An 18,571-nucleotide genomic window follows, 5' to 3' on the forward strand; every position below is an offset into this window, starting at 1 on the left:
CAGGGGCTTTTGTTTGTGGCGGCCGCCTTACAGCGGGTAGCGCGGCGGCGGCAGGATCAGCTGGAAGCGCGGCTGGCGTACGGGCACCAGCGGCTGGCCGGCGCGCGACTCGTAGGACGCCAGCACCTTGGCCACGTATTCGCGGGTTTCGCGATACGGCGGGATGGTGTTGCGGTACTTGCCGACCGCACCCTCGCCGGCGTTGTAGGCGGCGATCACCAGCGTCATGTCCTGCTTGAAGTGGCCCTGCAGGAAGCGCAGGTAACGCGCGCCGCCGCGCAGGCTCTGCAGCGGGTCGGCCCGGTTGCGCACCCCGAAGCGGGCGGCGGTGTCCGGCATCAGCTGCATCAGGCCCTGCGCGCCTTTGGGCGAGGTCGCTCCCGGGTTGTAGCCGGATTCGACGGTGACGATGGCGTGCAGCAGCTGCGGGTCCAGCTGGTGTTCGCGCGCCACCTGGTGGATCAGCTTGCTGAACAGCGCCGCCTGTTGCCGGTTGTAGCCCGGCGCCTTGACGTCCGGCACCGCATCGCCGCGCGTCTCGGGGACCGGCGGCGCCTCCGGCTGGGCATCGAAGCTGAGGGTGGCGCCAAGGCCGGGGCGTACCGCGTCGGCGAGGTAATCATCGGCAGGCTGGGGGGAGAGGGCCAGTGCATGGCTGCTGGCCAGCAGCATTGCCGGCAGTAACAGGCGGTTCGTCATGATGTAAAGAACTCGGGCTCAGGTTAAAGGAGCGATAACCTCATGTTACTGATCGGATTGACCATTTTCCAGTTCAAACCGTAGTGGCCGTAACGGTCTTTTTTATGCTTTTGGATTATGTCGAGCAGGGGCAAGGCGCTGGGCGGAATCGGCCCTTTTGGAATTTGTTGTAAAAGTGTTTAAATCAAATACGGAAAATCGAACGGCGCGCCGTGGCGCAACTTGAGGACGGGGGCCGCCTTGCAGGAATAACGGCTCCTGCTTTGCGGCCGGTCAAACCCTGTCGCGCTTCTGCCGCTCAGGAATGAGGCGCCTGCGGCGCCCGTTTCCGGATCGCGACACCGGCTCGCAGGCGGCATGAGGCTGCGGCCAACGTTGGCCGCAACCGGCGCCCTATTCGCGGTGGTAGGGGTGGTTGTTGAGGATGGAGTAGGCGCGGTACAGCTGCTCGGCCAGCAGCACGCGCACCATGCCGTGCGGCAGCGTCATCGCCGACAGCTGCAACATGATGTCGGCGCGTGCCTTCAGCTCCTGTGACAGGCCGTCGGCGCCGCCGATGACGATGCAGATGTCGTCGCCGCCGGCCATCCATTCCTTCATCGCGCCGGCCAGCTGCACCGAGGTCCAGTTCTTGCCGCGCTCGTCGAGGATAATCAGCTTGCTGCGCGGCGGGATGGCGGCCACGATGCGCTCGTGCTCGGCGGCGATGCCTTTCTCGGCGGTGACGCCGCCGCCGCGCTTCTCCGGCTTGATCTCTTTCAGCTCGAAGCTGATGTCGCGGCCGAAGCGCTTGGCGTAGTCGTTGAACGCTTCGTCCACCCAGCGCGGCATCTTGGTGCCGACGGCCAGCAGGGTAATTTTCATGGCAGGGCTACAGGGGCAAAAGGTTGGCCGCAAAGCACAACGCACCGCCTGGGCGGTGCGCTTGCGGTCACGGCAGGGCGGGGCTTATTCCGCGGTGGCGTCCCACGGACGGCCGCCGACCGGCACGAAGGACGGCTTCTGGCCGCCCCACAGTGCCTCGATGTCGTAGTAGTCGCGTACCGCCGGCAGCATCACGTGGACGACCACGTCGCCGGCATCGACCAGTACCCACTCGCCGCTCTCGTGGCCTTCGGTGCCGACGATGTCGACGCCGGCGGCCTTCAGGTCCACCGCCACGTTGTTGGCCAGCGCCTTCACCTGACGGTTGGAGTCGCCGGTGGCGACGATCAGGTGCGAGAACAGCGAGGTCAGCTTGCTGGTGTCCAGCGACACGATGTTTTTACCTTTAACGTCTTCCAGCGCGTTGATGGCCAGTTTGACGATTTCTTGAACTTCCATGTGCATCCTTGATATTCGGTGTCAGGGGACGTGGCGACGCGTCAGCGCCCGGCGTGGCCAGAGGTTCCGCAAAAGAGCAAACGGCCGGCAACCGCCGGCCAGTGCAAATCCTGCTTGCCGCCGCGTGTTGCGCGGCTGGTCTAGAACCTGTTCAAAGTCTCGCGAGCTCACGCGAGACAAGGCGAAAACGGCTGAGGAAGCGGAGTTTACACGGGGTAAATGAGCATTCCGAAGGCGTTTTTAACGCCGTATCGCCGAAGCGCAGCAGACCTTGAACGGTTCTTAGCGGTATAGCCGGTGCTGGCGGATATAGGCCAGCACCGCCGGTGGCAGCAGCGCGCTGCAGTCCTGCCCCGTCGCCAGTTGCTGGCGGATGGCGGTGGCAGAGAGGGTGATGGGCGGCAAGTCCAAGGCGCGGATTGTACCGGAAGGCGTTCGATTTGAAAAATCAGATACTTGCCGTGTCTGCCACAGGGCGGCGACGGCCGGATCGAGCTTGGCCGCAACAAAGCCGGGGCGGATGGCGACGGCCAGATTGGCCAGCCGCAGCAGCTGCGGCCAACGTTGCCAGGTGTGCAGCCGTTGCAGCGAATCGCCGCCGATCAGGAACCACAGCTCGGCCTGGTCGCCCAGCTCGTCGCGCAGCTCCTGCAGCGTGTCGACGGTGTAGGCGGGGCGCGCGCGGCGCACCTCGCGCTCGTCGCTGACCAGGCCGGGCGCCTCGGTCGCCAGCGCCGCGTCCAGCATCGCCAGCCGCTGTCCGGCGCTGGCGTGCGGGGCGTGCTCGCGGTGGTAGGGCTGGCCGGCCGGGATCAGCCGCACTTCGTTCAGCGCCAGCTGGTCGCGGAAGGCGCGTGCCAGGCGCAGGTGGGCGGCGTGCAGCGGGTCGAAGGTGCCGCCGAACACGCCGATGCGCGGCGGGTGCTCAGCCGGGCTGATAGCCATCAATGATCACGTCCAGCTTGCCGGTGGCCGGATGGATGACCAGGCCGTGCACCGGGATGTCTTTCGGCATCAGAGGATGGCTGCGGATGGTGGCCACGGTGTGGCGCACGCTGTCCTGCACGTTGTCGAAGCCCTTCAGCCAGCTGTCCAGGTCGATGCCGGCGCCGCGCAGGGTGGCGATGGTTTCCGCCGACACGCCGCGTTCCTGCGCATGGTCCAGGATGCGGCTCGGGTCGATGGCGCGCATGCCGCAGTCGTGGTGGGCGACGATGCAGATTTCCTCGGCGCGCAGCTCGTACACTGCCACCAGCAGGCTGCGCATCACCGATCCCCACTGGTGGGTGACCAGCGCGCCGGCGTTCTTGATCAGCTTGAAGTCGCCGTTTTTCAGACCCATCGCCTTGGGTAGCAGTTCTACCAGCCGCGCGTCCATGCACGACAGCACGACCAGGTTCTTGTCCGGGAATTTGTCGGTACTGAATTGCTCGTATTCGCGCGCCTCGACAAAGGCGCGGTTGTGTTCCAGCAAGTTGTTAAGCAGGCCCATGGTGTTCTCCTGTCTTGAAGTGTGCCCGCGGGTAGCAGGCAGGGGCACGGGATTGGTGTGTTTGCTCTATCGGGGTCGGGCGCCATGCTACCACGGGTTTTGGCGACGGTCTCGTGCCGCGCGCGGGCGGCCTGGCCACGTGACGGGCAGGGTTTTGCGCGGCGCCCGGCCGTGCCGTTGCGGGCCGCGCACTCATCCTGGCGCCCCCTGGCGGCGATCGGCCAGCCACTGTTCCAGATAGTGGATGCTGGTGCCGCCGGCGATGAAGCCGGGGTCGTTGAACAGCAGCTGGTGCAGCGGAATATTGGTGCTGATGCCGCTGATGTTCAGCTCGCGCAGCGCCCCGCGCATGCGCGCCATCGCCTGCGCGCGGTCGTCACCGTGGGCGATCAGCTTGCCGATCATCGAATCATAGTGCGGCGGCACCTGATAGCCCTGGTAGATGTGCGAATCGATGCGGATGCCGGGGCCGCCGGCGGGATGGTAATGTGCGATGCGTCCCGGCGACGGGATGAAGCTGAACGCATCCTCGGCGTTGAGGCGGCATTCCATCGCGTGGCCGCGCAGCACCACCTGTGCCTGCGTGTAGCGCAGCGGCAGGCCGGCGGCGACGCGGATCTGCTCCTGCACGATGTCGATGCCGGTGATCATCTCGGTCACCGGGTGCTCCACCTGCACGCGGGTGTTCATTTCGATGAAATAGAACTCGCCGTCCTGGTACAGGAATTCGAAGGTGCCGGCGCCGCGGTAGCCGATGCGGCGGCAGGCGTCGGCACAGGCTTCGCCGATGCGCTGGCGCTGGGCGGCGCTGATGCCGGGGGCGGGCGCCTCCTCGATCACCTTCTGGTGGCGGCGTTGCAGCGAGCAGTCGCGCTCGCCCAGATGCACGGCGTTGCCGTGCTGATCGGCCAGGATCTGGATCTCGATGTGGCGCGGCGCCGGCAGGTATTGCTCCAGGTATACGCTGGCGTTGCCGAAGGCGGCGTCGGCCTCGCGCTGCGTGATCCGGATCGCGTCCAGCAGCTCGCCGGCCTGCCGCACCACGCGCATGCCGCGGCCGCCACCGCCGGCGGCAGCCTTGATCAGCACCGGATAGCCGATCTTGCCGGCGATCCTTAGCACCGCCTTGTCGTTGTCCGGCAGCGCGCCATCGGAGCCGGGCACGCACGGCACCCCGGCGGCGATCATCGCCTGCCTGGCCGACACCTTGTCGCCCATCAGGCGGATGGTGTCGGCGCGCGGGCCTATGAACACGAAGCCGGACTCCTCCACGCACTGCGAAAAGGCGGCGTTTTCCGACAGGAAACCGTAGCCGGGGTGGATCGCCTGCGCGCGGGTGACCTCGGCGGCGGCGATGATGGATGGCATGTGCAGGTAGCTCCTGGCCGACGGGGCCGGGCCGATGCACACCGACTCGTCGGACAGCTTCACGTACTTGGCATCGCGGTCGGCCTCGGAGTGCGCCACCACCGTCTTGATGCCCAGCTCGTGGCAGGCGCGCAGCACGCGCAGCGCGATTTCGCCGCGGTTGGCGATCAGGATCTTGTCGAACATGGTTGGCCGCACTCCAGGCAAGGCGCCGCAGCGGGACGCCCGCGGCCGGCAGCCGGAGGCCGGCCGCTTCCTGCATCATGAGACAGGCGGCGGCGGGCAGCGTTCGGCTTGCGGCCAACGTTGGCCGCAATTACCAGCGCGAGTGGTGGTCTTCGGTGACGCCGAGCAGCTGCGACACCTCGTGCGCGACGCCGGTGTGCGGGTGGATGATGCGGCCGCTGAAGCAGCCGATCGGCTGCAGGTAGCGGCTGGCGGCAATCAGCAGCTCCTGCTCCTGCTGGCGCACGCCTTCCGGGGTGAAGGTCAGCGCCACCGCGCCGTCGTCGGTGCGGATCTGCCACGGCGCCAGCGGCTGCGTGGCGTCGAAGTCGAAGCGGGCGGCGCCGACGCGGTGCGGCACGCCGTCCAGCCACACCGCGTTTTCCGTGTCGCCCATATAACCCTGCTGCAGATTGAAGCCGATGCGCCGGTCGTGGGCGCTGGCCCAGCGCCACGCGGTGTCGCGCGCCAGCAGGCCGTTGGAGGCGTCGAGGCTGGCGATGGCGTCGTCCAGCACCAGCTGCCGGCCGCCGCAGTCGGCAAAGCCGCTGATGCTCAGTGCGCTGCTCTTGTGGGTGGCGTGCGCCAGCCAGTTGCCGGGGGCGATGGCGACCAGCACGCTGTGCGGCGCCGGCAGCGCGATGTGCGCCGCCAGCCGCAGCGCCGGGGTGTTGATGGTCAGCTCCAGGCGGCCGTCGGCGCGGCGGAAGGCGATGCAGTCCTTGCCCTGGCGGAAGGTGGCGTCGCCGAAGCTGCGGTTTTCGATGCGGGTGGAGATCAGCGGCAGGCCGTTGCTGCTGAAGCTGGCGACCAGCTCGCGGCGGCGGCGGTCGAACAGGTAGGCAAAGGCGCTGCCGCACCAGCCGGTATCGACCACCGCCACGCCGATGAAGAAGTCGGCGTGGCCGATGGCGGCGTATTGCCAGCGCTTGTGGTGCAGCTGGCGCGTCAGTTGCTTGGCCAGCGGCGCCTTCAGCGCGCGCCAGGACAATTGCTCGACGGTGCCGCGGTACATGCCGAAGGCCGGCACGCCGCGTTCGTGCACCAGTCGTGCCGGTGCCGGAGGCAAGGGATAGGGGTCCATTAGGGTACGGGTCGCCGTGCGCCCGATGTCGTCACGATGGCTGCAGTTTACAGCAGATTCAGCGGAATCTTTAAGTAGGCGGTGCCATTGTCCTCGGCCGGCGGCAGCTGGCCGGCGCGGATATTGACCTGGATCGCCGGCAGGATCAGCACCGGCATCGCCAGTGTTGCGTCGCGCGCCTCGCGCAGCTGCACGAAGTCGGCCTCGCTGATACCGTCGTGGACGTGGATGTTGTGCGCGCGCTGCTCGGCCACCGTGCACTGCCACTGCGGCGCGCGCCCTTCCGGCGGGTAGTCGTGGCACATGAACAGCCGGGTGTGGTCGGGATGCGACAGCAGCCGGCGGATGGAGCGGTACAGGGTCGCGGCGTCGCCGCCGGGGAAGTCGCAGCGCGCGGTGCCGACATCGGGCAGGAACAGGGTGTCGCCGACAAAGATCGTGTCGCCGATGTGGTAGGCCATGTCGGCCGGGGTGTGGCCGGGCACCGCGATGGCCTGTGCCTGCAGCCGGCCGATGGCAAAGGTGTCGCCATCGGCAAAAAGATGGTCAAATTGCCGGCCGTCGGTGGCGAAGCCGGGTTCGAGATTGAAAATGTCCTTGAACACGCGCTGCACGCCGCCGATCCGGTCGCCGATGGCGATGCGGCCGCCCAGTTGCCGTTGCAGGTAGGCGGCGGCGGACAGGTGGTCGGCGTGGGCGTGGGTCTCGATGATCCAGTCCAGCGTCAGCCGCTGTTCGTGCACGAAGGTCAGCAGCCGGTCTGCGGCGGCGGCGGCGGTGCGCCCGGACTTGGGGTCGTAGTCCAGCACCGGGTCGATGATCGCCGCGTGGCCGCCCGGCTGGTCGTACACCACATAGCTGACGGTCCGGGTGACGGGATCGAAACCGGCGTGGACTTGGGGGTTCATCGTGACTCCTGGTGGCGGAATGGCAGTGCAATCAATATATTGCGTTACATTATATTTGTAAATATAATAAAAACGCGCTGCGATAAAATAACAAGACAGACAGGAGGAAGTACCCACCATGGATCTGAGCATCCTGCATGACAACGCGTCACGCGCCACCAGCCTGCTGAAAAGCCTGGCCAACGAAGACCGGCTGCTGCTGCTGTGCCAGCTGGTGGATGGCGAGAAGAGCGTGTCCGAGCTGGAACGGCTGACCGGCATCCGCCAGCCGACGCTGTCGCAGCAGCTGGGCGTGCTGCGCAACGAGGCGGTGGTCAACACCCGGCGCGAGGGCAAGTGGATCTACTACAGTGTAGCCAGCCGGGAGGCAATGGCCATTCTCGGCACGCTGCACGGCCTGTTTTGTGGCGACGACGCGGGGTCGCAGGCACCGCCGCCCTGACACCTTAAGGAGTAAAGCATGAACATCATCTGGAATCCGGCTGCACTGCTGGCGGCACTGGCCGGCGGCGTGCTGATCGGGCTGGCCGCGGCGTGGATGGCGCTGGGGCTGGGACGCATCGCCGGCATCAGCGGCCTGCTGGGCGGCCTGGTCGACGGCGCGCCGCACCGCACCGTGCACGCTGCCTTTGTCGGTGGCCTGCTGCTGGCACCGGCGCTGTACCTGTTGCTGCGCGGCGAGCTGCCGGCGGTCAAGATGATGGCCGATACCCCGCAGCTGCTGCTGGCCGGGCTGCTGGTCGGCATCGGCACCCGCTTTGCCTCCGGCTGCACCAGCGGCCACGGCGTCTGCGGCCTGTCGCGGCTGTCGCCGCGCTCGCTGGTGGCGACGCTGTCGTTCATGGGGGCCGGCTTTGCCGCGGTCTACCTGCTGCGCCACCTGCTGGTGTGAGGAGAGCATCATGAAACATCGTGCACAAGCGGGGCAGGCGTTCGCCATCGGCCTGCTGTTCGGCGTCGGCCTGCTGCTGTCCGGGATGAGCAATCCGCAGAAGGTGATCGGTTTTCTCGATCTCGCCGGGGCCTGGGATCCGTCGCTGGCGCTGGTGATGGGCGGCGCCATTGCCGTCGGCCTGCCGCTGTTCCGCCTCGCCGAGTCGCGCAGCCATCGCCAGCTGCCGTCGTGGTCGGGCGCGCCCATCCACCTGCCGGGCAAGAGCGGCATCACGCCGCGGCTGGTGCTGGGCAGTATGTTGTTCGGCATCGGCTGGGGCATCGCCGGCATCTGTCCCGGCCCGGGGCTGGTGCTGCTGGGCAGCCTGCAATGGCCGGGGCTGCTGTTCGTGCTGGCGATGGTGGCGGGCATGCTGTTGTTCCGGCCGCTGGACAAAGCGCTGTCGCGATGAACTGGCTGCCGCGCTGGCTGCGCCACTACCGCCGTGCCGACCTGCCCGGCGATGTCAGCGCCGGGGTGATCGTCACCCTGCTGCTGGTGCCGCAGGGGCTGGCCTATGCGCTGGTGGCCGGCCTGCCGCCGGAAGCCGGCCTCTACGCCAGCCTGCTGCCGCTGCTGCTGTACGCGTTCAGCGGCGGCAGCCACGCGCAGTCGGTGGGGCCGATGGCGGTGACCTCGCTGCTGGTGGCGGCGACGCTGTCAAGGTTGGCCGCAGCCGGCAGCGACGACTACCTGCTGGCCGCCATCTGGCTGGCGCTGCTGTCCGGCGCCATGCTGTTCCTGTTCGGCCTGCTGCGCCTGGGCTTTCTGGCCGACGCGCTGTCGCAACCGGTGCTGGCCGGCTTCACCGCCGCCTCGGCGCTGTTGATCGTGCTGTCGCAGCTGGCGCCGCTGGCCGGCTTCCGCGCCGGCGGTGCCAGCCTGCCGGACATCGCGCAGGCCTTCCTCGCCCATGTCGCGGCGCTCAATCCGCTGGCGCTGCTGCTGGGGCTGGCGGCGCTGCTGGTGCTGGTGCTGGCGCGGCGCTATCTGGCGTCGTTGCTGCACGCGCTGGGGCTGGCATCCGGCGTGGCGCGCACGCTGTCGCGCACCGCGCCGATGCTGGTGGTGCTGGGCGGCCTGCTGGCGGTGACGCTGGCTGGCTGGCAGGCGCGACTGCCGGTGGTCGGCGTGGTGCCCGGCGGGCTGCCGTCGCTGCGGCTGGCGGCGCTGCCGTCGCTGGGCCTCGCGCCGCTGGTGATGCCGGCCTTCTTCATCGCGCTGATCAACTACGTGCAGAGCCTGTCGGTGGCGCAGATGCTGGCCGCGCCGCGGCGCGAAACCATCGACCCGGACCGCGAGCTGCTGGCGCTGGGGCTGTGCAATCTCGGCGCCGGCCTTAGCGGCGGCTTTCCGGTCACCGGCGGCCTGACCCGCTCGGTGGTCAATGCCGACGCCGGCGCCAATACCCAGCTGGCGTCGCTGATCACCGCCGCGCTGATGGTGCTGCTGCTGAGCACCGCCACCTCGCTGCTGGCCAGCCTGCCGCTGGCGGTGCTGGCCGCCACCATCATCGCCTCGGTGGTGGTGATGATCGATTTCCGCACCCTGCGCGCCGCGTGGCGCACCGAACGCGCCGACGCGGTGGCATTTGCCGTCACCTTCCTGCTGGTGCTGGCGCTGGGCGTCGATGCCGGCATCGTCGCCGGGGTGGTGATCTCGCTGTCGGTGTGGCTGATGCGCAGCAGCCGGCCGCACATCGCGGTGCTGGGGCGGGTGCCCGGCACCGAGCACTTTCGCAACGTGCTGCGCTACCACACCGAGCCGCTGCCCGGCGTGCTGCTGCTGCGCGTCGACGAGAGCCTGTTCTTCGGCAATGCCCGCCACGTCGGCAATGCCATCGAGCAACTGGCCGCCGCCAGCCCGGACAGCCACAGCCTGCTGCTGGTGATGAGCGCGGTCAACCGCCTCGACATGACCGCGCTGGCTATGCTGGAGCGGCTGGACGACGGCCTCGCCGCGCGCGGCATCCGCCTGCACCTGGCCGAGGTCAAGGGCCCGGTGCTGGACGTGTGCAAGCGCGCCGGGCTGGCGGCGCGCTTCGACGGCCGCCTGCACCTGTCCACCCATATCGCCATCCAGCAGCTGTGTCCCGGCAGCGACTACCAGATCTGAAAACCACGCGCCGCGTGCAACTTACTGCCGCCGCTGGCTATCATAGCGGCATGAAACGACACTTCCGCCGTCCCTTGCTTGCCGCCAGCCTGCTCGCCACCCTGGCCGCGCCGCCGCTGTTCGCCGCCAACGACCTGCCCAGCCTGGGCACGGTGGCGGAGTCCGCCCTGCCGCAGGCGGAGGAAAACCGTATCGGCCGCGATATCCTGCGCTCGCTGCGCGGCGACGGTGACGTGATCGACGACGCCGAGGTCAACGCCTATCTCGCCGACCTCGGCGGGCGGCTGGCCGCTGGTGCGCAGCTGCCGGGGATGCGCTTCGCCTTCTTCGCCGTCAACGACCGCAGCATCAACGCCTTTGCGCTGCCCGGCGGCGTGATCGGCGTGCACAGCGGCCTGCTGCTGGCGACGCAGAGCGAGGGCGAGCTGGCCTCGGTGCTGGCGCACGAGATCGCCCACGTCAGCCAGCGCCACCTGGCGCGGATGCAGGAGGGCGAGGGCAACCGCCAGCTGCTGATGCTGGCGGCGATCCTGGCCGGAGTGCTGGCATCCAACGCGTCCAACGGCGACGTCAGCGCCGGCGTGATCAACGCCGGCGTCGGTCTCGCCGCCAGCCGCCAGCTGGCCTATTCGCGCGATTTCGAACGCGAGGCCGACCGCATCGGCATGCAGTACCTGACCGCCGCCGGCTTCGACGCGCGCAACATGGCCGGCTTTTTCGACCGCCTGCAGCAGACCCACCGCCACAACGACAACAACGCCTTCGGCTTTTTGCGCACCCACCCGCTGACCGGCGAGCGCGTCAGCGAGGCGCAGAACCGCGCGCAGGGCTACCCGCTGCGCATGCGCGCCGACAGCAGCGATTTCCTGCTGATGCGCGAGAAGCTGCGCCTGGCCACCCTCGGCGCCGCCGAGGCCGAGCGCCACTACCGCACCGCGCTGGCCGCCGGCCGCTTCCTGCAGCCGGGCGCCACCTACTACGGCCTGGCACGCGCGCTGCTGCAGCTGGGCCGCCACGACGAGGCGCAGCAGGCGCTGGCCAGCGCGCAGCGGCAGCTGCCGCCGCATCCGGCGCTGCTGCTGCTGGGCGGCGACATCCAGCGTGCTGCGGCCAACCTTGACGGCGCGCTGGCGCGCTATCAGCAGGCACTGCAGCAATTCCCGTCCAACGACGCGCTGTGGCTGGCGAACATCGACACCCTGCTGCAGGCGCGGCGCGGCGCCGAGGCGCGGCAGCAGATCGAGCTGGCGCTCAAGCGCACCCCCGACAACGCCGCGCTGTGGCGGCTGGCGGCGCGCAGCTACGGCGAGGGCGACGCACTGCGTTACCACGCCGCGCTGGGCCACGCGTTCTATATCGAACAGGAGTTTGAATCGGCGCGCATCCAGTACCAGCTCGCCAGCCGCGCCGGCGGCGACGATTTCTACCTGCGTTCCACCGTCGAAGCGCGTTTGCGCGAAATCGACAGCCAGCATCCGGCCAGGCCGCGCTGATGCCGGATCCGCGCCGGCCGCCATCCGCGCCGTGACTGGTGCTGCCCGTTCCCCTTCGTTCCGGCAATAATCGCAAAAAAACAACATATTGCAGTGCAATATCACTGGCGGAAAAGCCGAATTTGAGTGATATCCCTAATTGCCCACTTCGCGTGGAAATCGGCACGATTTACACTCTGCGCTATGTAAGAAACTTTTCACTTTCGCAAATTTTATTTGCGGAATTGTTCGATTATAATCCGCCGCAGTTCTGTAACGCCTTTACCAAGGCACCCAATGTCATGACAACAGACGCCGCCCAACCGGGTGGCGGACTGAAAATAAAAGTGAGGATGTGAGATGGCAGCAATCTACCCTGACGATATCGATCCGGTTGAAACCCACGAATGGACCGATGCGCTGGAGTCTGTACTGGACAGTGACGGCGCCGAGCGTGCCCATTTCTTGCTGGAAAAGATGGTCGAGCGTACCCGCCGCCGTGGCGCCCACCTGCCATTCGAAGCCACCACCGCATACCGGAACACCATCCCGGTCGGCAAGGAACAGAAATCGCCGGGCAACCACGAGATGGAGCACCGCATCCGCTCGATCAACCGCTGGAACGCGATGGCCATGGTGCTGCGCGCCGGCAAGAAAGACCTGGAGCTGGGCGGCCACATCGCGTCGTTCCAGTCCTCCGCCACCCTGTACGACGTCGGCTTCAACCACTTCTGGCGTGCGCACAACGACGAGCAGGAAGGCGATCTGGTGTACTTCCAGGGCCACATCGCCCCGGGCGTGTATGCCCGTGCCTATCTCGAAGGCCGCATCAGCGAGGCGCAGCTGGACAGCTTCCGCCAGGAAGTGGACGGTGGCGGCCTGCCATCCTATCCGCACCCGTGGCTGCTGGAAGACTTCTGGCAGTTCCCCACCGTATCGATGGGCCTGGGGCCGTTGATGGCCATCTACCAGGCGCGTTTCCTGAAGTACCTGGAAAGCCGCGGCCTGGCCAAGACCCCGGGTCGCAAGGTGTGGTGCTTCTGCGGCGACGGTGAGATGGACGAGCCGGAATCGCTGGGCGCGATCGCGCTGGCGGCACGTGAAGGCCTCGACAACCTGGTATTCGTGATCAACTGCAACCTGCAGCGTCTGGACGGCCCGGTGCGCGGTAACGGCAAGATCATCCAGGAACTGGAAGGCGACTTCCGCGGCTCCGGCTGGAACGTGATCAAGGTGGTGTGGGGCAGCCGCTGGGACCCGCTGCTGGCGATGGACAGCAAGGGCCTGCTGAAGAAGCGCATGGACGAATGTGTGGACGGTGACTACCAGACCTTCAAGTCCAAGGACGGCGCCTACGTTCGCGAACACTTCTTCGGCAAGTACCCGGAGCTGCGCGAAATGGTGGCCAATATGTCGGACGAGGAGATCTTTGCCCTCAACCGCGGCGGCCACGACCCGCACAAGGTATACGCGGCCTACCACGAAGCCACTCATAACGCCGGCGGCCGCCCGACCGTGATCCTGGCCAAGACCATCAAGGGCTACGGCATGGGCTCCAGCGGCGAAGCGCAGAACGTGGCCCACCAGGCCAAGAAAATGGCGCTGGACAACCTGCGCAAGTTCCGCGACCGCTTCGGCATTCCGGTCTCCGATGAAGACCTGCCGAATGCACCGTATTACAAGCCGGCCGAAGACAGCCCGGAAATGCAGTACATGCGCGAACGCCGTGCTGCCCTTGGCGGCTACCTGCCGGCACGCAAACCGGTGAAGGCACCGCTGGCGATCCCCGGCCTGCACCTGTTCGACAGCCTGCTTTCCGATTCCGGCGAGCGCGAGTTCTCCACCACCATGGCCTTCGTGCGTCAGCTGGGCATCCTGCTGAAAGACAAGAACATCGGCAAACAGATCGTGCCGATCGTGCCGGACGAATCGCGTACCTTCGGCATGGAAGGCATGTTCCGCCAGTACGGCATCTGGTCCACCCAGGGCCAGAACTACGTGCCGCAGGACGCCGACCAGCTGATGTTCTACAAGGAATCCAAGGACGGCCAGATGCTGCAGGAAGGCATCAACGAGCCTGGCGCGATGTCGTCGTGGATTGCGGCAGCGACCAGCTACGCCAACCACGGCATCCCGATGATACCGTTCTACATCTACTACTCGATGTTCGGTTTCCAGCGTATCGGCGACCTGGCCTGGGCAGCAGGCGACATGCGCGCCCGCGGCTTCATGCTGGGTGGCACCGCCGGCCGTACCACCCTGAACGGTGAGGGCCTGCAGCACGAAGACGGCCACAGCCACATCCAGGCCGGCCTGATCCCGAACTGCATCAGCTACGACCCGACCTTTGCCTACGAACTGGCGGTGATCCTGCAGGACGGCCTGAAGCGCATGTACGTGGAACAGCAGGATGTGTTCTATTACATCACCCTGATGAACGAGAACTACACCCACCCGGCGATGCCGCAGGGCGCCGAAGACGGCATCCTGAAGGGCATGTATTTGTTCAAGGACGGTGGCGACGCCGCGGTGAAGGTGCAGCTGATGGGCTCCGGCACCATCCTGCGCGAAGTGATTGCCGCCGCCGACCTGCTGCGCAACGACTTCGGCATCGCCTCCGACATCTGGAGCGTGACCTCCTTCAACGAGCTGCGCCGCGACGGCATGGAAGCGTCCCGCCACAACCTGCTGCACCCGGTAGGCGAGCAGCGCCTGTCCTACGTCGAGCAGCAGCTGGCCGGCCGTTCCGGCCCGGTGATCGCCGCCACCGACTACATCCGCAACTACGCCGACCAGATCCGTGAATACGTGCCTGGCCGTTACGTGGTGCTGGGGACCGACGGTTTTGGCCGCTCCGACAGCCGCGCCAAGCTGCGCGAGTTCTTCGAAGTGGATCGCCGCTACGTCGCCGTGGCCGCGCTGTCGGCACTGGCACGCGACGGCAAGATCGACGCCGCCCGCGTCCAGGAAGCCATCACCAAGTACGGTATCAACGTCGCCAAGCTGCCTAGCTGGAAGGTATAAGGCGCGGCCGTTGCGGCCAACCCTGATACCGGCGAAAGTCACCCGCGTGGCTTTCGCCGCTCCTGCAGCAGCGCGATCCGGCCGCCGCCAGACGGCAGCCGGGATACCAAGCCGAATGTTGGCGGAGCCCGCAGCCGGCAAGGCGCCACGCCTTGCCTGTCACGCGGGCCTCCGCCCTACGATGTGGATAGAGCCATGAGTAATCTGATCGAACTGAAAGTGCCCGATATCGGTGGGCACAACAACGTAGACGTCATCGAAGTCTTCATCCAGCCGGGCCAGACCGTCGCCGTTGACGACAGCCTGATCACCCTGGAAACCGACAAAGCCACCATGGAAGTACCGGCCGAAGCCGCCGGCGTGGTGAAGGAAGTGCGCGCCGTGCTCGGCGGCAAGATTTCCGAAGGCGACGTGATCGCCATCATCGAAGTCGGCGCCAGCGCCGCCGCGCCAGCCCCCGCTGCCGCGGTAGCCGCCCCGGTAGCGGCTGCGCCCGCGCCTGTAGCTGCACCTGCACCCGTTGCCGCACCAGTGGCTGCGGCCAACGTTGGCCGCAGCGAAATCCGCATCCCTGACATCGGCGGCCACAGCGGCGTCGACGTGATCGAGGTAGCGGTCAAGGTCGGTGACGAGATCAAGGTCGACGACAGCCTGATCACGCTGGAAACCGACAAGGCGACCATGGAAGTGCCGGCCACCGCCGCCGGCCGCGTGGTGGAAGTGAAAGTGAAAGTGGGCGACAAGGCCAGCGAAGGCGACCTGATCGTGGTGGTCGAGGGTGCCGGCGCGGCCGCCGCACCAGCCGCCGCGGCGGCACCGGCACCGGCACCGGCTCCCGCGGCTGCCGCGCCAGTTGCTGCTGCCGCCCCGGCAGCGGTTGCCGCACCGGTAGCAACGCCAGTTGCCGCCGCCGTCGCTGCCGCCTTCAACGAAGCCGGCTTCGCCAAGTCGCACGCCGGCCCGTCGGTACGCAAGCTGGCGCGCGAACTGGGCGTGGACCTGTCCAAGGTGAAGGGTACCGGCCGCAAGGGCCGTATCGTCGAGGACGACGTGAAGGGCTTCGTCAAAGCCGTGCTGCAGAACCCGGCGGCACTGGCCCCGGCTGCCGCACCGGCAGGCAACGGTGGCGGTCTCGACCTGCTGCCGTGGCCGAAGGTGGACTTCGCCAAGTTCGGCCCGATCGAAACCAAGCCGCTGTCGCGCATCCAGAAGCTGTCCGGTGCCAACCTGTCGCGCAACTGGGTGATGATCCCGCACGTCACGTTCAACGACGACTGCGACATCACCGAGCTGGAAGAATTCCGCAAGACCATCGGCAAGGAATGGGAAAAGTCCGGCCTGAAGATCAGCCCGCTGGCCTTCATCATCAAGGCTGCCGCCGAGGCGCTGAAAGCCTTCCCGGCGTTCAACAGCTCGCTGGACGGCGACAACCTGGTGCTGAAGCAGTACTACCACATCGGCTTCGCCGCCGACACGCCGAACGGCCTGGTAGTACCGGTGATCAAGAACGTGGACCAGAAAGGCATCAAGCAGATCGCCAAGGAACTGACCGAGCTGTCCGCGCTGGCGCGTGACGGCAAGCTCAAGCCGACCGACATGCAGGGCGCGACCTTCACCATCTCCAGCCTGGGTGGCATCGGCGGTACCGGCTTCACGCCTATCGTCAACGCGCCGGAAGTGGCCATCCTCGGCGTGTGCAAGTCGCAGATCAAGCCGGTCTGGAACGGCAAGGAATTCGCGCCGCGCCTGATGTGCCCGCTGTCGCTGTCCTTCGACCACCGCGTGATCGACGGCGCCGCTGCCGCCCGCTTCACCGTGTACCTGGGCAAGCTGCTGTCCGACGTGCGCCGCCTGATCCTGTAATGGTCGCAGCCTGAAGGTTGGCCGCGGCCAACCTTCGGCTGCCAACAAGCCATCGTGCCGAATACCGGCGGCGTGCCCTGCGCGCCGCCACCACATGGATGTGAACCATGAGCAATCTGATTGAACTGAAAGTGCCGGACATCGGCGGCCACAGCAATGTGGACGTGATCGAAGTGTTCGTGAAAGTCGGCGACACCGTTGCCAAGGACGACAGCCTGATCACGCTGGAGACCGACAAGGCCACCATGGAAGTGCCGGCGGAACACGCCGGTGTGGTGAAGGAAGTGCGCACCGCCGTCGGCGGCAAGATCTCCGAAGGCGACGTGATCGTGGTGATCGAGGCTGCCGGCGCTGCCGCTGCGGCCAACCCTGCGCCTGCTGTTGCTCCGGCTGCGGCACCTGTTGCAGAAGCCAAGGCCGCGCCGGTCGCGGCTCCTGCTGCGGCCACGCACAGCGGCACCGCCGACATCGAGTGCGACGTGCTGGTACTGGGCGCCGGCCCTGGCGGCTACTCCGCCGCCTTCCGCGCCGCCGACCTGGGCCTGAAAGTGGTGCTGGTCGAGCGCTATGCCACCCTGGGCGGCGTGTGCCTGAACGTGGGCTGCATCCCGTCGAAAGCCTTGCTGCACAACGCGGCGGTGATCGACGAGGTGAAACACCTCGCCGCCAACGGCATCAAGTTTGCCGCGCCGGAAATCGACATCGACATGCTGCGTGGCTACAAGGAAAAGGTCATCGGCAAGCTGACCGGAGGCCTGGCCGGCATGGCCAAGGCGCGCAAGGTGCAAGTGGTGCGCGGCGTCGGCTCTTTCCTCGACCCGTACCACCTGCAGGTGGAAACCACCGAAGGCACAGGTCAGGACAAGACCGGTGCCAAGCAGACCATCAAGTTCAAGAACGCCATCATCGCCGCCGGTAGCCGCGTGGTGAACCTGCCGTTCATCCCGCAAGACCCGCGCATCGTCGATTCCACCGGCGCGCTGGAACTGAAAGCCGTACCGAACAAGATGCTGGTGATCGGCGGCGGCATCATCGGCCTGGAAATGGGCACCGTGTACTCCACGCTGGGCGCGCGCCTGGATGTGGTCGAGATGATGGACGGCCTGATGCAGGGTCCGGACCGTGATCTGGTCAAGGTATGGGAGAAGTACAACGCCCACCGCTTCGACAACATCATGACCGGCACCAAAACCGTAGCCGTAGAGGCCAAAGAAGATGGCATCTACGTGACCTTTGAAGGCGCGAAAGCCCCGGCCGAGCCGCAACGCTACGACCTGGTACTGGTCGCCGCCGGTCGCGCGCCGAATGGCAAGCTGATCGGTGCCGAAAACGCCGGCATCGCCGTGACCGACCGCGGCTTCATCGAGGTGGACAAGCAGCAACGCACCAACGTGCCACACATCTACGCCATCGGCGACATCGTCGGCCAGCCGATGCTGGCGCACAAGGCGGTGCACGAGGCGCACGTGGCGGCGGAAAACTGCGCCGGGCAGAAAGCCTACTTCGACGCGCGCGTGATTCCGGGTGTGGCCTACACCGATCCGGAAGTGGCGTGGGTCGGCGTGACCGAGGAATCAGCCAAGCGTGACGGCATCAAGATCGAAAAAGCGGTGTTCCCGTGGGCCGCCTCCGGCCGCGCCATCGCCAACGGTCGCGACGAAGGCTTCACCAAGCTGATCTTCGACGCCGAGACCCATCAGGTGATCGGCGGCGCCATCGTCGGCACCCACGCCGGCGACATGCTGGGCGAAATCTGCCTGGCCATCGAAATGGGCTGCGACGCCACCGACATCGGCAAGACCATCCATGCTCACCCGACCCTGGGCGAGAGCATCGGCATGGCCGCCGAAGTGGCACACGGCAGCTGCACCGACCTGCCGCCGCAGCGCAAGAAGTAAGCGTGTGAATGCGGCCAAGGTTGGCCGCAGGAGACGAGAAAGGGCAAGCCTGATGAGGGCTTGCCCTTTTGTCATTACGACAAAGCATGGTGTTTGGGCTTTTGTATGTAAGCGTCCGGCCCGCCCACCTTCCCAAACAGCTTAGTCGTTGCTTTGGGGGCGAAGC

General features: G+C 66.8%; 17 protein-coding genes. 9 read left to right on the forward strand and 8 right to left on the reverse strand.

From position 1 onward, the window contains the following. Positions 1-27 precede the first annotated feature (27 nt). The 8 genes from IE083_RS11065 to IE083_RS11100 form a co-directional block, all read right to left on the reverse strand. Positions 28-699 (reverse strand): lytic transglycosylase domain-containing protein, encoded by a 672-nt coding sequence (locus tag IE083_RS11065; RefSeq protein ID WP_189353663.1) that lies wholly within the window; start codon positions 697-699, stop codon positions 28-30. 393 nt (positions 700-1,092) lie between these two features. Continuing rightward, on the reverse strand, positions 1,093-1,563 hold the full coding sequence (rlmH, locus tag IE083_RS11070) for a 23S rRNA (pseudouridine(1915)-N(3))-methyltransferase RlmH (protein ID WP_189353664.1): 471 nt from the start codon (positions 1,561-1,563) through the stop codon (positions 1,093-1,095). 84 nt (positions 1,564-1,647) lie between these two features. After that, positions 1,648-2,022 (reverse strand): ribosome silencing factor, encoded by a 375-nt coding sequence (rsfS, locus tag IE083_RS11075; protein ID WP_189353665.1) that lies wholly within the window; start codon positions 2,020-2,022, stop codon positions 1,648-1,650. Positions 2,023-2,304: 282 nt separating this feature from the next. Continuing rightward, on the reverse strand, positions 2,305-2,967 hold the full coding sequence (gene nadD, locus IE083_RS11080) for a nicotinate-nucleotide adenylyltransferase (protein ID WP_189353666.1): 663 nt from the start codon (positions 2,965-2,967) through the stop codon (positions 2,305-2,307). Next, on the reverse strand, positions 2,948-3,514 hold the full coding sequence (locus tag IE083_RS11085; protein ID WP_189353667.1) for a beta-class carbonic anhydrase: 567 nt from the start codon (positions 3,512-3,514) through the stop codon (positions 2,948-2,950). The genes nadD and IE083_RS11085 overlap by 20 nt, the downstream gene beginning before the upstream one ends. A gap of 192 nt (positions 3,515-3,706) precedes the next feature. After that, positions 3,707-5,068 (reverse strand): acetyl-CoA carboxylase biotin carboxylase subunit, encoded by a 1,362-nt coding sequence (gene accC, locus IE083_RS11090; RefSeq protein ID WP_189353668.1) that lies wholly within the window; start codon positions 5,066-5,068, stop codon positions 3,707-3,709. Positions 5,069-5,198: 130 nt separating this feature from the next. Then, on the reverse strand, positions 5,199-6,191 hold the full coding sequence (locus IE083_RS11095; RefSeq protein ID WP_189353669.1) for a DUF2804 domain-containing protein: 993 nt from the start codon (positions 6,189-6,191) through the stop codon (positions 5,199-5,201). A 47-nt stretch (positions 6,192-6,238) separates the two neighbouring features. Then, positions 6,239-7,099, reverse strand: coding sequence for an MBL fold metallo-hydrolase (locus tag IE083_RS11100; RefSeq protein WP_189353670.1), 861 nt, complete (start codon positions 7,097-7,099; stop codon positions 6,239-6,241). A gap of 118 nt (positions 7,100-7,217) precedes the next feature. Between IE083_RS11100 and IE083_RS11105 the strand changes: the two genes are divergently transcribed. From IE083_RS11105 to lpdA, 9 genes are all read left to right on the forward strand, one after another. Continuing rightward, a complete protein-coding gene (locus IE083_RS11105; protein WP_189353671.1) occupies positions 7,218-7,541 on the forward strand; it encodes an ArsR/SmtB family transcription factor in 324 nt (107 codons plus the stop codon). 18 nt (positions 7,542-7,559) lie between these two features. Further along, on the forward strand, positions 7,560-7,991 hold the full coding sequence (locus IE083_RS11110; protein WP_189353672.1) for a YeeE/YedE family protein: 432 nt from the start codon (positions 7,560-7,562) through the stop codon (positions 7,989-7,991). 10 nt (positions 7,992-8,001) lie between these two features. Then, complete coding sequence (locus IE083_RS11115; protein WP_189353673.1) at positions 8,002-8,445, forward strand: DUF6691 family protein; 444 nt, start codon at positions 8,002-8,004, stop codon at positions 8,443-8,445. Beyond that, complete coding sequence (locus IE083_RS11120) at positions 8,442-10,148, forward strand: SulP family inorganic anion transporter (RefSeq protein WP_189353674.1); 1,707 nt, start codon at positions 8,442-8,444, stop codon at positions 10,146-10,148. Before IE083_RS11115 ends, IE083_RS11120 begins: the two co-directional genes overlap by 4 nt. Before the next feature lie 50 nt (positions 10,149-10,198). Beyond that, positions 10,199-11,641: a M48 family metalloprotease gene (locus IE083_RS11125; RefSeq protein ID WP_189353675.1), complete on the forward strand. Its 1,443-nt coding sequence runs from the start codon at positions 10,199-10,201 to the stop codon at positions 11,639-11,641. A gap of 38 nt (positions 11,642-11,679) precedes the next feature. After that, the gene (locus IE083_RS11130; RefSeq protein ID WP_189353676.1) at positions 11,680-11,979 is read left to right on the forward strand and encodes a hypothetical protein; all 300 of its coding nucleotides are present in this window, start codon (positions 11,680-11,682) and stop codon (positions 11,977-11,979) included. Between the two features lies 1 nt (position 11,980). Then, positions 11,981-14,644 (forward strand): pyruvate dehydrogenase (acetyl-transferring), homodimeric type, encoded by a 2,664-nt coding sequence (gene aceE / locus IE083_RS11135; RefSeq protein ID WP_189353677.1) that lies wholly within the window; start codon positions 11,981-11,983, stop codon positions 14,642-14,644. A 195-nt stretch (positions 14,645-14,839) separates the two neighbouring features. After that, a complete protein-coding gene (gene aceF, locus IE083_RS11140) occupies positions 14,840-16,507 on the forward strand; it encodes a dihydrolipoyllysine-residue acetyltransferase (protein ID WP_189353678.1) in 1,668 nt (555 codons plus the stop codon). Between the two features lie 107 nt (positions 16,508-16,614). Continuing rightward, positions 16,615-18,405 carry a dihydrolipoyl dehydrogenase gene (lpdA, locus tag IE083_RS11145; protein ID WP_189353679.1) on the forward strand — a complete coding sequence of 597 codons (1,791 nt, stop codon included), beginning with the start codon at positions 16,615-16,617 and terminating at the stop codon, positions 18,403-18,405. Positions 18,406-18,571 lie beyond the last annotated feature (166 nt).

It is taken from the genome of Vogesella fluminis (assembly GCF_014652335.1).
Classification (GTDB): domain Bacteria; phylum Pseudomonadota; class Gammaproteobacteria; order Burkholderiales; family Chromobacteriaceae; genus Vogesella; species Vogesella fluminis.